The organism is Marinobacter azerbaijanicus, from assembly GCF_030250645.1.
Lineage (GTDB): Bacteria > Pseudomonadota > Gammaproteobacteria > Pseudomonadales > Oleiphilaceae > Marinobacter > Marinobacter azerbaijanicus.
Map to the genome: position 1 here is coordinate 21,192 of NZ_JASSVS010000002.1, position 12,605 is coordinate 33,796.

The following is a 12,605-nucleotide window of genomic DNA, read 5'->3' on the forward strand; positions in this document are numbered from 1 at the left end:
TAGTTCTTGGCCCGGGTGGTCGCTATACTTTCGTGCTACATTCTTCGGCTGCACGGATGGTTTCCGCGCGGCCCGGCCAAGGCAGGGTAAATGACGGCAGACACCATTACCGCAGCAGATATTCGCATCAACGCGCGCTGGGTCATTCCCATGGAGCCCACCGACGCGGTACTGGACCACCAGGCGGTACTTGTACAGGGCGACCGGATTGCTGCCGTTGTCTCCCAGGAGGAGGCCGACACCCGTTTCCGGGCCAAGGAAACCATTGATCTTCCCAGCCACGTGGTGCTTCCCGGCCTTATCAACATGCACGGCCATGCAGCCATGTCGCTGTTCCGTGGCATGGCGGACGATCTGCCACTGATGACCTGGCTGAACGACCATATCTGGCCAGCGGAAGGGGCCTTCGTCAGCGAGACCTTCATTGCCGATGGTACCCAGCTTGCCATGGCGGAAATGCTGCGCACCGGCACCACTACCTTTTCCGACATGTATTTTTTCCCGGAAATTGTTGCCCAACTGGCCCGCGACGCTGGCATGAGAGCCCAGGTGTGCTTCCCGTTGCTGGACTTCCCCACCCCCTGGGGCAGCGGGCCGGACGAATATCTGTCCAAGGGCGAAACCTTTATCCGCCAATGGCAGGACGACCCATTCATTACGCCGGCGATCGGCCCGCACGCACCCTACACGGTTTCAGACGAACCACTGCTCAAAGCGGTTGCACTTTCCCGGAGCACAGGAGCTCCCATCCAGATCCACCTGCACGAAACTGCGTTCGAGGTGGCCGACGCTATCGCGCAAACCGGAAAGCGGCCAACCGCACGAATGGCAGACCTGGGTGTACTGGGCCCCCTGACCCAGTGTGTGCACATGACACAGATTGACGACTCGGACATTCAGCTACTCAGGGAGACCGGGGCCCAGGTGGTTCATTGCCCGGAATCCAACCTCAAGCTTGCAAGCGGCCTTAGTCCGATACAGAAGTTCCGTGATGCGGGCATTAACGTGACCATTGGCACCGATGGCGCGGCCAGCAATAATGACCTGGATCTGTTCGGCGAACTCAGCACTGCCGCGATGCTGGCCAAGCTGGTGGCCAATGATGCGTCTGCTCTCTCCGCCCATGAAGCACTGGCAATGGCCACCATCAAGGGCGCAAAGGCCCTGGGGCGGGCCCATGAACTGGGATCGCTGGAGGCCGGCAAACTGGCAGATATCATTGCCGTGGATCTGGGCGACCCGTTTCTACAGCCAGTATATGACCCGGCCTCGCACCTTGTTTACAGCAACCACGGCCGTCAGGTAAGCCATAGCTGGATCAACGGCGTACCTCAGGTACAGGAAGGCAGACTGACCCGTATTGACGTACCAGACCTGATGCTACGCGTCCGGGGCTGGGCGGATCGTATTCGCGAGCAGCAGTCCAGCTGACGCCCGACATTTCAGTTACCAGGCAGAGCCATCTATGAGCAATCAGAACGTAGACCAGAATGAAATCGCCAAATTCGAGGCACTGGCCAGTCGCTGGTGGGATCCCACCAGTGAATTCCGCCCACTGCACGACATCAACCCGCTACGCCTGAACTATATTGACGAACGCGCTCCCCTGGCCGGGAAACGGGTTCTGGATGTCGGCTGTGGCGGCGGCCTGCTATCGGAGGGCATGGCCCAGCGCGGCGCCCATGTAACCGGAATAGACATGGGCGAAGCGCCGCTGGCGGTGGCAAGGCTCCATGGCATGGAAAGTGGCATCAAGGTGGACTACCGCCAGACAACCATTGAGGAACTGGCAAACGACCCCGAGCACGCGGGCCAGTATGATATCGTCACCTGCCTGGAAATGCTGGAGCATGTGCCGGATCCGGCCTCGGTTGTCAAAGCCTGTGCCGCCATGCTGAAGCCCGGCGGGCATCTTTTTGTGTCGACCATCAACCGCAACCCGAAGTCGTTCCTGTTCGCCATTGTGGGCGCCGAATATGTGCTCAGGCTATTGCCCAAGGGCACCCATGAATGGCGCAAGTTCATCCGGCCGTCGGAGATGTCCGACCACCTGCGCCACGCCGGGCTGGAGATCCGGGAACTGACCGGCATGACCTACAACCCGGTTACCAAGGTTTATCGCCTGGGGCGGGACGTGGACGTCAATTACATGATGCATGCCGTGGATAGCCGCGAGGAAACCGATCCGTCGTGACAGCTTCACCCTCAGCCCCCTCAACCGTCCTGTTTGACCTGGACGGTACACTGATCGATACCGCGCCGGACTTTATTCGTTGCCTCAACGAACTCCGGCAGGCCCATGGGCTTCCGCCGCTGCCGGCACCGCATATACGCCGCTCGGTATCCAACGGCGCCCGGGCCATGATCCGCGTAGGCTTTGGCCTGGAGCCGGATCATCCGGACTACCTGGAAAAACACACCGCGTTTCTCGACCTGTATGAAGCCGGTGTAGCGGTTGAAACCACCCTTTTCGAAGGCGTGGACGACATCCTGAAAGATCTGGAAGCCCGCGGCGTTCCCTGGGGCATCGTCACCAACAAGCCGGTTCGCTTCGCTGCGCCGCTGATCGAAGCCCTGGGCCTGGCCGAGCGCTGCTCTATTCTGATCTGCCCGGATCATGTCACCCACCGCAAGCCCCATGCAGAGGCATTGCTCCTGGCATGCCGGGAAGTGGGAGCCGATCCGGCCGCAGGCGTCTACGTTGGCGATCATGAGCGGGATATCGAGGCGGGGCGCAACGCGGGCATGAAAACCATTGCCGTGCGTTACGGTTATATCGAACAGCCAGAGGCCGTTGACCTGTGGCAAGCTGATATCGTGGCTGACACCGTCAGTGACCTGGCAAAACTGTTACAATAGAGTTCCAGACGGAGACACAGAATGCAGGACTATCAAGCACCGGCCGACTTGCTGAAAGATCGCATCATCATGGTAACCGGTGCCGGCAGCGGCATCGGACGGGCAGCGGCAAAAGCCTACGCCGCCCATGGCGCCACCGTGATCCTTGTTGGCCGTACCGTTGCCAAACTTGAATCCGTTTATGACGAGATTGAGGCCGCCGGCCACCCGAAACCGGCCATCGTGCCGCTGAACTTCGAGGGGGCCGCGGTCAAGGAGTACGAAGAGCTGGCGATGACGATTGAAGACAACTTTGATCATCTCGATGGCCTTCTGCACAACGCCGCCATTCTCGGCACCCGAAGCCCCATTGAACTTTACGATCCCGAGGTATGGAACAAGGTGATGCACGTGAATGCCACCGCTCCGTTCCTTCTGAGCCGCGCCATGATCCCGCTGCTGCGCAAGTCGGATGATGCCTCGGTGATTTTCACCTCTTCCGGCGTCGGCCGCAGAGCGAAGCCGTACTGGGGCGCCTACGCGGTTTCCAAGTTCGCCATCGAAGGGCTGAGCCAGATGCTGGCGGAAGAACTGGATGATGACCGCCACAATGTGCGAGTGAACAGCCTCAACCCGGGCGCGACCCGCACCAATATGAGAGCCACGGCGTATCCCGCCGAGAACCCGCAGCAGAATCCCGCACCGGAAGAACTGATGCCGGTTTACCTGTACCTGATGGGACCGGAAAGCAGGGATGTGAATGGCCAACAGATAGACGCTCAGCCCAAGTGATGGAACTGACTTTCTACACCACATCCCAATGCCACCTGTGCGAACTGGCGGAGGCGCTACTGGTGAACACACCCATGCCCTCCCCGATCCCCGTAGACGCTGTGGACATTGCCCAGTCCGAACTGCTGGTAGAGCGCTACGGCACACGCATTCCGGTCCTGCACCGTAACGATACCGGTGAGGAACTGGACTGGCCGTTTACCAGGGACCAGTTACTGAACTTTCTCCGATGAGGATTGCCCGACATGTTGATGGTTATTTCCCCCGCAAAGACGCTGGACTACGAGAGCCCTCTGGCCACGACCAAAGCCACCCAGCCGGACTTTCTGGACGACGCCTGCGAGCTGGTTGACCAGCTCAAGGAACTGGAGCCCCATGACATCAGCAACCTGATGGGAGTCAGCGACAAGCTGGGCCAGCTCAACGCGGAACGGTTCCGTAACTGGCACACGCCATTCACGCTTGAGAACGCACGGCAGGCGGTGCTGGCATTCAAGGGTGACGTCTATACCGGCCTGGACGCAGAAAGCTTCAGCGACAAGGAATTTGAGATCGCCCAGAAGCGACTGCGCATTCTCTCCGGCCTTTACGGCGTGCTCAAACCCCTGGACCTGATGCAGCCCTACCGTCTTGAAATGGGCACGAAGTTCGAAAATAACCGTGGCAAGGACCTTTACGCATTCTGGGGCAGCAAGATCACCGACGAACTGAACCGGTTGCTGAAAACAGACGACGGCGTTCTGGTGAACCTGGCCTCCAATGAATACTTCAAGAGTGTGCGCAAGAAGGAACTGGACGGGCGGCTGATCACCCCCCAGTTCAAAGACTGGAAAAACGGCCAGTACAAGATGATCAGCTTCTACGCCAAGAAGGCCCGGGGGCTGATGTGCCGCTACGCCATCCAGAACAACATCACCCAGGCGGATGACCTCAAAGGCTTTAATCTTGAGGGTTATCGCTTCAGCGAGGAACAATCCAGCGCAGACAACTGGGTATTCCTGCGGGACGAGCAGTAAGCCTTACACCTGATCCGGAGTTATTAATGAACGAAGCTGTATTTGCAGAACTTTCCATGCTGGTCCTGCTGACTGGCCTGATCGTCTGGATGGGCTTTATTGTCTGGGACCTGGCCAAGAAGTCCCAGGCAGGCCGGTTCGGCACCATTGCCCTGTTCACCATCCTCGGTGCCGGCGTGGTGGGATTTATCGTAAAAACCGTTCTTGTCGAAATCATGCAGATTTAAGGTATCATCCCTACCCTTTTTCAGACTCGACATCACCCTCGACTTCACCCTAAAAGCAACAAGGACCCGGACCATGTGGTTTCGTAACGCCCGCGTATTCCGTTTTACCAAGCCATTTGAAATAACCGCCGAAGCCCTGGAAGAAAAGCTTCAGGCTGATGCCTTCAAGCCCTGCGGTCCCCAGGAAACCTCAAGACAGGGCTGGGTTCCGCCCATGGGCAAACACAGCGACCTGCTGGTTCACAGTGCCGGTGGTTACCATCTGATCGCCCTGCGCAAAGAAGAAAAGCTGCTGCCAGCCTCCGTTATCAAGGAACTGGTGGACGAAAAGGCGGAAATGATCGAGGCCGAGCAGCACCGCAAGGTGCGGCGCAAGGAAAAGGACGAGCTGAAAGAAGAAGTGATGCTGGAGATGCTGCCCCGGGCCTTTTCCAAGAACCGCCGCTGCTACGCCTACCTGGCTCCCGCCGACGGCGTTCTGGTGGTCGATGCTGGCTCCGCCAAGCAGGCGGAAGACCTGGCTTCAACCCTGCGCAAGAGTCTGGGTTCGCTACCGGTTCGCCCACCCGCCGTGGAGCAGGCGCCGACGTTCACCTTCACCGGCTGGCTGAATGAATCCATCGACCTGCCCGCGAGCATCGAGCTTGGCACCGAGTGCGAGCTGAAAGATACCTCGGAAGACGGTGGCGTTGTGCGCTGCAAAGGCCTGGATCTTCAGGGAGACGAAATCCGCAGTCACCTGGATGCCGGCATGCAGGTCACCAAGCTGTCCGTGACCTGGGATGACAACCTTTCGTTTGTGCTGGATGAGGAACTGGGGATTCGTCGCCTGAAATTCGGCGATACCCTGCAGGAAAAGCTGGATGACGTAGATGCAGACGATGCCGCCGCCCGCTTCGACGCCGCTTTTTCACTGATGACTCTGGAGCTTGCCAGGCTGATACCCGGCCTGCTGGAAGCCCTGGGCGGAGAGGACCGTTCCGCCATTGTTGAAGAAGGCTGATAACCGGTAATCAGTGGGAGGTCTGCTCCAGACGCTCCCGCTGCCAGTCTTTCTCCGGCTCGTTGAGCACCAGGGTCAGGTCCATGACTTCCTCTTCCGGGTTGTAACGGATCTCAAAGCCCAGGTGTTCTGCCAGCCGCAACATCGGGCGATTATCCGCCAGCACATTACCGACCATTTCCATCGTGCCCTTGGCACGACAGTAATCGATCATTTTCTGCATCAGGGCCACGCCCAGGCCTTCGCCCTTCATCTTGTCGTGCACCATCACCGCAAACTCGGCCCGCAGATTGTCAGCGTCTGTCCAGGTGCGCACAGTGCCCAGGGTTTCTTCGCCTTCACCGTCTTCCTTTGGCGCATTGGCAATGAACACCATTTCCCGGTCATAGTCGATCTGGACCATCTGGGCCACGTCTTCCCGTGAGAAATGCTTACGGTACTGGAAGAAGCGATACCGGATGGATTCAGGAGACTGCAGCTCATGGAAGGCCCGGTGGGCGGGCTCGTCTTCCGCCAGTACCGGTCGGATAATCACACGGCGACCGGACTTGGGCAGCAGTATCCATTCTTCCAGTTCCCTGGGATACGGCTGAATAATCGGGCGCCCCGGCTTGTCCGCCAGGTCAATGGCCACGTTGACAGCAACAGCGCCCTGCTCATTGAACAGCAAGGGGGAAATTTCCAGCCCACGGATCTGCGGATTATCAATGACAATCTGGGACAGGGTCACCAGGGTTTCCGATACCGCGCGAATGTCCTCTTCCGGTTTCAGACTGTGCTCTTTCAACAGCTTGTACATGTAGGTTCGCCGCAACAGTTCCCGCGCCAGCACCATATTCAGTGGCGGCAGGGCGATCTGGCGGTCCGTCATCACATTGATCTGGGCACCGGCAGCACCGCACACCACCAGCGGGCCGAACAATTTGTCCCGGGTGATGCCAACGCTGAACTCGATACCGCCAACATGCTGGTAGGAGCGCTGAACCGCAAACCCGAGGAAACCGCTGTCGGGGTAGTGCTTCTGGTATTCCTCCATCAGGAAGCGACAGGAGTCCATGATGGCACCCTCGCTGTTGAGCTTCTGGACGGTACCCTTGTAACGGCGCTGCCCGGGGCTGAGTGCAATCAAAGGGTGACAGGACTGTTCATGAATCAGAGTGATATCCACCGGCCGACGCTCCACGGCAAAGGCCTCCAGAACCTCCTCCATGTCGTCGCAGTAGATGGTGTCCACCGCGTTGATGCCATAGTCGCGAATCACATCCCGGGCTTCCCGGTTGGAAAGATGGCTGCGCCCCGCGCGTATAGCGTTGACCACGACCCGACGGGTCTGAGTGTGGTCAGCAAGGTGGTCGGTAAAAGACTCCGGCGTTTCCGTCAGCAGCCGCTGCACACGCTGGTGACGCACATGCTGCATGAACGCTACCACCGCCTTCTCCGGGTTGAAAAACGACGGCAGTCCGGCCCGGTAGAACTCGTCACGGGCATCCAGCACCGTGCTCTGCCCCAGCCAGCAGGTAAACACATTCAACCGCGTGCCCTTGGTCGCCTGCACCACCGCATCGGCAATCTGCAGGCTATCCTGGGTCAGGCTTGGTGCGTACATAATAAGAACGTTGGCCACTTCCGGGTCTTTGGCCAGGACCTTGACCGCCTGGGCATACAGCTCCGGCGAGGCGTTATAACCAAGATCGATCGGGTTTTTGCGGGTCCAGTAAGGGGGCAGCAACTCCGCCAGCGAATCAATGGACTTGCCTGACAATTCCGCCAGTTCGCCACCCAGATAGGCCAGCCGGTCCACCGCCAGCACCCCGGGGCCGACACCGTTAGCCATGATCGCCAGGGTTTCACGCCGCAACGGACGCATTCGGGTGAGGGTTTCCAGGGCATCGAACATCTGCCCCAAGCCGTCCACCCGCAACACACCGGCACGCTGTAACATGGCATCATAGATGGGATCACTGCGGGTGATCCCGGCGGGTAATTCGTGGTGGAACCACTCCGATTCCGGCACCCGGCCGCTTTTCACCGCAATCACCGGCTTGGTGCGCGAAGCCACTCGGACGGCGGACATAAAACGGCGCGGATTGGGAATATTCTCGATGTGCAGCAGTATGGCGCGGGTCTGGCTGTCCTGGGCCAGGTAGTCGATCAGGTCATCGTGGTCGATATCCATGCCATCGCCCAGGGTCAGGAAGTAGGAGAAGCCCACTCCCCGGGCAAAGGCCCAGTCAATCACCGAACTGGCGATGGTGCCCGACTGGCCCACGAACGCCACCTTGCCGGGTATCGCGCCCATGTGGGCATAGGTTGCGTTCAGGCTGCGAGCAGGCACCATCAGGCCGATGGTATTCGGCCCAAGCACCCGGATGCCGGTTTCCCGGGCCGCATCGCGAACCGAATACATCAGTGGCTGACCGGTTTTACTGTGGCTGCGGGACATGCCTCCGGTCATTACGATCGCCGTGCGGACACCTTCCTCCCCCAGCCGCCGGATCATTTTCGGTACCGTATCCGGGGGCGTGCAAACGATGGCCAGGTCCGGGCTGAACCCCATGCGGGATACTTTCTTGACGCAGGGAACGCCGTGCACGTTCTCGTAATCGTTCTGATTGACCACCAGCAACTGGCCGGGGTAGCCACCACCCATCAGATTACGCAACACCATGCCACCGAGGTTATCCGCCCTTTCCGAGGCACCGATAACCACTATAGAGGACGGGTTGAAAAGGCTTTCCAGATAACGGGTGCTCAAACGTTGCTCCTTGCTTCGGATCGACCAGGCGGATGTACACTCTATCTTAGGCGCTTGTTTCCCTATGTAAAACGGCTATCAACACCATAAGACCAAAGAAACACGGCAAGGGTGTACTATCCCTGATAATATTGAACAAAATACAAGCACAACGAAAGCGTTCGGGGCCAGCATGACAACGGGTATTTTCTCTCACGACGACTGTATGAAACACACCATGGGGGCAGAGCATCCTGAATCCCCCGAACGGCTTGCTGCGATTATCAGTTACCTGTCGGATACCGGCCTGGCACAGGAGCTGGACTGGGTGAGGCCGGATGAAGCAACACGGGATCAGCTACTGACCGTTCATCCTGAACGTTATCTGCATCAGCTGGACCTGATGCAGCCCACCCGCGGGCGAGTGTATGTCGACCCGGACACGGCCATCATGCCAGACACGCTAAGGGCCGCCCGCCTGGCAGCCGGCGCCAGCATTGAAGCGGTAGACATGGTTCTCAGCAGCCAGTTGACCAACGCCTTCGTGTGCGCCCGGCCACCGGGGCATCACGCCGAGCGCAGCAAATCCATGGGGTTCTGCTTCTATAACAACATTGCCCTGGCAGCCATGCGGGCATTGACGTTCCACCACCTCGAACGGATCGCCATCATTGATTTCGATGTACACCAGGGCAACGGCACGGTGGATATCGTGGGGGGCGACGAGCGTATTCTGATGTGCTCCAGCTTCCAGCATCCGTTCTATCCTCACTCCCATGTGCATCGCCAGGCCGAAAACATCATCAACACGCCTATCCAGGCCGGCGCATCCGCCGACGAGTATCGCAAAACCGTGGAGGCAGCCTGGCTCAAACGGCTGCAGGATTTCCGCCCACAACTGGTGCTGGTTTCCGCTGGTTTTGACGGCCACCGGCTGGACCCGATGGCGGAGCTGAACCTGGAAGTGGAAGACTACCGCTGGCTGACGGAAATGATCACCAGCATTGCCGCTGACTCCGCCAATGACCGGATCATCTCAACCCTGGAAGGGGGCTACCATCTGCGAGCCCTGGCGGAGAGCGTAAACGCACACCTGGACGTACTCAACGCGGTCCGTTGAGCAACGGCTGGCTGTTAGCTGTTCGGGGACGCCGCGTCGTAACCATTGGCCTGCTGCAAATCCGGCCGCTCGCCTTCCCGCTGAAGACGAATGGTGGTTCGCCGGTTGTCTGCGGGGCGGTTTGATGCCGGAAACTGGTCCGCGTGAGCCCTGACAGTGATCAGATCGGAATCGATGCCCTCGTCGATCAGATAATCCGCCACCACTCTGGCACGTTCCTCGGAAAGCGCGCGATTATCAATGCGACTGCCACTGCTGTCGGTATGGCCGTCCACGAAGATCCTTTCCACGGTCGAGTCTGCCTGTACGTACGCCACGATGTTGTCCAGAAGCCGCCTGTCGGCACCTGACAGGCTGGTACTGCCAGCGCTGAAGGGCACACGGGAACGCTTGATCTGGTCATAGTTCACCGGCAGCAGGCCGGATGTGCAGGAGCGGTAGCCGGAGAACTGACCGGAAAAATTGATGTTGGAGACTTTCACACGAACGGGACTGCCGTCGTACCAGGACTGACGGGTAAGCGTCGGGTCCATACCCTCCAGCAGGCCCTGAACCAGAATCATGGCCTGGCGTGAATCCAGAGAAACCGTGCGACGGCCATCCTCCACATTAACCCGACCGAGGGTTCGGGGCGCCGTGCCGGGCCGCCAGGAAGGCGCTTCCACGACCAGCATTCCCCGGCCGGGACGCATTAACGGCGTCTCCGATTCCAGAAAGAAGGAGAGAGACTCTCCGGCCCGATGACGGAACACCGCACGGCCATACCCGGGCACCTGATGCACCAGGGTGCACTCAAATACGGATTCCGACAGATACCACTGGCTGTTCTCGATACCGGCACCATAGGTGGCAGCCTGGGCCACGTTGCCAGCGGCTAGCAAAGCCAATGCACCGGAAACAACTGCACCACGTAGGAAGACTGGAATTCGTGCCATACCATCAGTCCGTCAAAGAAAATTCACAGATTTGTTAACGGCCGGGGGGAAGCATTCTTTAGGACTGAGGCCGGAAACAATCAGCGACGGCTTCTGATATAATTCCGCCAGAATTTTTCAGGGGCAACCGCACCCAGAGCCCCGGCAAGTCGGAAACCGCCAATGACCAATCAGATCACCATTACCCGCCCCGATGACTGGCACCTTCATGTCCGGGACGGTGACATCCTCAAAGACGTGGTGCCTGCCACGGCTCGCTGTTTTGGCCGGGCCATCATCATGCCCAATCTGGTGCCGCCAGTAACCGATGCAGAACAGGCCATGGCCTACCGCGACAGAATTCTGGATGCCGCCAAAGGCTACGGGTTCAATCCATTAATGACACTGTACCTGACGGAGACCACAACACCGGAACAGATCCGTGAGGCGCAGGCCGGAGGCGTGGTGGCGGCAAAGCTCTATCCGGCCGGGGCCACCACCAATTCCGCCTCCGGTGTGACCGATATCCGCAATATTTACCCGGTTCTGGAAGCCATGAGCGACTGCGGCATGCTGTTGTTGGTCCATGGCGAAGTCACCGACACCGAAATCGATATCTTTGACCGGGAGAAGGTTTTCCTGGAGCGGGTACTGGCGCCGACACTGGACGCCTTCCCGGGCCTGCGGGTTGTTCTTGAGCACATCACAACCGCGGACTCGGCGGAGTTTGTCCGCAACCATAATGGCGACAACCTCGGTGCAACCATCACCCCCCAGCACCTGATGTACAACCGCAACCACATGCTGGTTGGCGGCATTCGCCCTCACCTGTACTGCCTGCCGATTCTCAAACGCAATCGGCATCAACAGGCCCTTCGGGACGCCGTCGTCAGCGGCGACCGGCGCTTCTTCCTCGGCACCGATTCGGCTCCACACTCAAAAGACCGGAAGGAAACCGCTTGTGGCTGCGCTGGTTGTTACTCTGCCTACAGCGCCATCTCACTGTACGCAGAGATCTTCGAGGATCTGGGCATTCTGGACAAACTGGAAGCGTTCGCCAGTTTTAACGGAGCTGACTTTTACGGGCTGCCACGAAACACAGACACCATCACCCTGGTGCGGGAAAGCTGGGAAATGCCCTCCGAACTGCCCCTGGCGGATGGCACCATTGTTCCCCTGAGGGCCGGTGAGAGCCTGAGATGGCGCCTTGCCAACGTTTGATTACCAACATTATCCAATCCGGGCCTGTGACCCTGACCAAAAACTCCGGGAGTTTAAGTGACTGACGAAAACAAAGAACCGCATCCCATGTCCCGCCGTTTCCGCGGATTCCTGCCCGTTGTGGTGGATGTGGAAACTGGTGGATTCAATCCCGAACGGGATGCGCTGCTGGAAATTGCCGCAGTCATACTGACCATGGACGAAGACGGCTGGCTAAAGCGTGCGGAAACACACGTGGAGCAGATCGAGCCCTTTGAAGGCGCCAACCTTGAGCAGTCTGCCCTGGACTTTACCGGCATCGACCCCTGGAATCCCGAACGAGAGGCGGTCCCCGAACGGGAGGGTCTGAGCGAGATATTCAGCCCGATTCGCAAGGCGGTAAAAGCCCACGACTGCAAGCGGGCTGTTCTGGTGGGCCATAACGCCACCTTTGACCACAATTTTGTGTTCGCCGCTGCGATGCGCGCGGATATCCGCCGCAACCCGTTCCACCCCTTCTCCACCTTTGATACCGCAACCCTGGCAGGGCTTGCCTACGGCCATACCGTGCTGGCCCAGGCGTGCAAACTGGCGGGTATCCCGTTCAACAACAAGGAAGCGCATTCGGCCGCGTACGATGCGGAGAAAACCGCCGACCTGTTCTGCGGCATCGTTAACCGTTGGCGGGAGATTGGTGGCTTTCCGCCACCGCCGGTCCCGGATATCACCGAGTAACAGCCACAAAAAACCCCGCTCCTGGA

The 12,605-nt window shown here is 59.0% G+C and carries 13 protein-coding genes; 11 read left to right on the forward strand and 2 right to left on the reverse strand.

Going from position 1 to position 12,605, the window contains the following annotated elements:
• Nucleotides 1-90 precede the first annotated feature (90 nt).
• The 8 genes from QPM17_RS03585 to rdgC all read left to right on the forward strand — a co-directional run bounded on the left by QPM17_RS03585 (nt 91) and on the right by rdgC (nt 5,876).
• On the forward strand, nt 91-1,431 hold the full coding sequence (locus QPM17_RS03585) for a TRZ/ATZ family hydrolase (RefSeq protein ID WP_285388844.1): 1,341 nt from the start codon (nt 91-93) through the stop codon (nt 1,429-1,431).
• Nucleotides 1,432-1,465: 34 nt separating this feature from the next.
• Nucleotides 1,466-2,194, forward strand: a complete 729-nt coding sequence (gene ubiG / locus QPM17_RS03590; RefSeq protein ID WP_285388846.1) for a bifunctional 2-polyprenyl-6-hydroxyphenol methylase/3-demethylubiquinol 3-O-methyltransferase UbiG — start codon at nt 1,466-1,468, stop codon at nt 2,192-2,194.
• A complete protein-coding gene (gph, locus tag QPM17_RS03595) occupies nt 2,191-2,859 on the forward strand; it encodes a phosphoglycolate phosphatase (RefSeq protein WP_285388848.1) in 669 nt (222 codons plus the stop codon). Before ubiG ends, gph begins: the two co-directional genes overlap by 4 nt.
• 21 nt (nt 2,860-2,880) lie before the next feature.
• Nucleotides 2,881-3,630, forward strand: a complete 750-nt coding sequence (locus tag QPM17_RS03600; protein ID WP_285388850.1) for a YciK family oxidoreductase — start codon at nt 2,881-2,883, stop codon at nt 3,628-3,630.
• Nucleotides 3,630-3,863: a glutaredoxin family protein gene (locus tag QPM17_RS03605; RefSeq protein ID WP_285389750.1), complete on the forward strand. Its 234-nt coding sequence runs from the start codon at nt 3,630-3,632 to the stop codon at nt 3,861-3,863. The genes QPM17_RS03600 and QPM17_RS03605 overlap by 1 nt, the downstream gene beginning before the upstream one ends.
• A 12-nt stretch (nt 3,864-3,875) precedes the next feature.
• Complete coding sequence (gene yaaA, locus QPM17_RS03610; RefSeq protein ID WP_285388853.1) at nt 3,876-4,646, forward strand: peroxide stress protein YaaA; 771 nt, start codon at nt 3,876-3,878, stop codon at nt 4,644-4,646.
• Nucleotides 4,647-4,672: 26 nt separating this feature from the next.
• Nucleotides 4,673-4,873 carry a DUF2788 domain-containing protein gene (locus tag QPM17_RS03615; protein WP_150993899.1) on the forward strand — a complete coding sequence of 67 codons (201 nt, stop codon included), beginning with the start codon at nt 4,673-4,675 and terminating at the stop codon, nt 4,871-4,873.
• 73 nt (nt 4,874-4,946) lie between these two features.
• On the forward strand, nt 4,947-5,876 hold the full coding sequence (rdgC, locus tag QPM17_RS03620; protein ID WP_285388855.1) for a recombination-associated protein RdgC: 930 nt from the start codon (nt 4,947-4,949) through the stop codon (nt 5,874-5,876).
• Between the two features lie 10 nt (nt 5,877-5,886).
• Here rdgC and QPM17_RS03625 read toward each other — a convergent pair whose 3' ends face one another.
• Nucleotides 5,887-8,631 (reverse strand): bifunctional acetate--CoA ligase family protein/GNAT family N-acetyltransferase, encoded by a 2,745-nt coding sequence (locus tag QPM17_RS03625; protein ID WP_285388858.1) that lies wholly within the window; start codon nt 8,629-8,631, stop codon nt 5,887-5,889.
• Between the two features lie 172 nt (nt 8,632-8,803).
• Here QPM17_RS03625 and QPM17_RS03630 point away from each other — a divergent pair, with 172 nt between their 5' ends.
• Complete coding sequence (locus tag QPM17_RS03630) at nt 8,804-9,730, forward strand: histone deacetylase family protein (RefSeq protein ID WP_285388860.1); 927 nt, start codon at nt 8,804-8,806, stop codon at nt 9,728-9,730.
• Between the two features lie 14 nt (nt 9,731-9,744).
• On the opposite strand, the gene QPM17_RS03635 is transcribed toward QPM17_RS03630, so the two are convergent.
• Entirely contained in the window at nt 9,745-10,665 is a 921-nt protein-coding gene (locus tag QPM17_RS03635) for a flagellar protein MotY (protein ID WP_285388863.1), read from the reverse strand.
• A gap of 162 nt (nt 10,666-10,827) precedes the next feature.
• On the opposite strand from QPM17_RS03635, the gene pyrC reads away from it, so the two are divergent.
• Together pyrC and rnt are read left to right on the forward strand one after the other, a co-directional pair.
• Nucleotides 10,828-11,865, forward strand: a complete 1,038-nt coding sequence (gene pyrC / locus QPM17_RS03640) for a dihydroorotase (protein ID WP_285388865.1) — start codon at nt 10,828-10,830, stop codon at nt 11,863-11,865.
• A gap of 57 nt (nt 11,866-11,922) precedes the next feature.
• On the forward strand, nt 11,923-12,579 hold the full coding sequence (gene rnt, locus QPM17_RS03645) for a ribonuclease T (protein WP_285388867.1): 657 nt from the start codon (nt 11,923-11,925) through the stop codon (nt 12,577-12,579).
• Nucleotides 12,580-12,605 lie beyond the last annotated feature (26 nt).

What these genes read in the sequence shown, in the direction of transcription:
- QPM17_RS03635 (WP_285388863.1), bottom strand. Translation starts at nt 10,665, where the DNA reads ATGGCACGAATTCCAGTCTTCCTACGTGGTGCAGTTGTTTCCGGTGCA.
- yaaA (WP_285388853.1), top strand. Translation starts at nt 3,876, where the DNA reads ATGTTGATGGTTATTTCCCCCGCAAAGACGCTGGACTACGAGAGCCCT.
- QPM17_RS03630 (WP_285388860.1), top strand. Translation starts at nt 8,804, where the DNA reads ATGACAACGGGTATTTTCTCTCACGACGACTGTATGAAACACACCATG.
- pyrC (WP_285388865.1), top strand. Translation starts at nt 10,828, where the DNA reads ATGACCAATCAGATCACCATTACCCGCCCCGATGACTGGCACCTTCAT.
- QPM17_RS03605 (WP_285389750.1), top strand. Translation starts at nt 3,630, where the DNA reads ATGGAACTGACTTTCTACACCACATCCCAATGCCACCTGTGCGAACTG.
- QPM17_RS03585 (WP_285388844.1), top strand. Translation starts at nt 91, where the DNA reads ATGACGGCAGACACCATTACCGCAGCAGATATTCGCATCAACGCGCGC.
- QPM17_RS03615 (WP_150993899.1), top strand. Translation starts at nt 4,673, where the DNA reads ATGAACGAAGCTGTATTTGCAGAACTTTCCATGCTGGTCCTGCTGACT.
- rdgC (WP_285388855.1), top strand. Translation starts at nt 4,947, where the DNA reads ATGTGGTTTCGTAACGCCCGCGTATTCCGTTTTACCAAGCCATTTGAA.
- ubiG (WP_285388846.1), top strand. Translation starts at nt 1,466, where the DNA reads ATGAGCAATCAGAACGTAGACCAGAATGAAATCGCCAAATTCGAGGCA.
- QPM17_RS03600 (WP_285388850.1), top strand. Translation starts at nt 2,881, where the DNA reads ATGCAGGACTATCAAGCACCGGCCGACTTGCTGAAAGATCGCATCATC.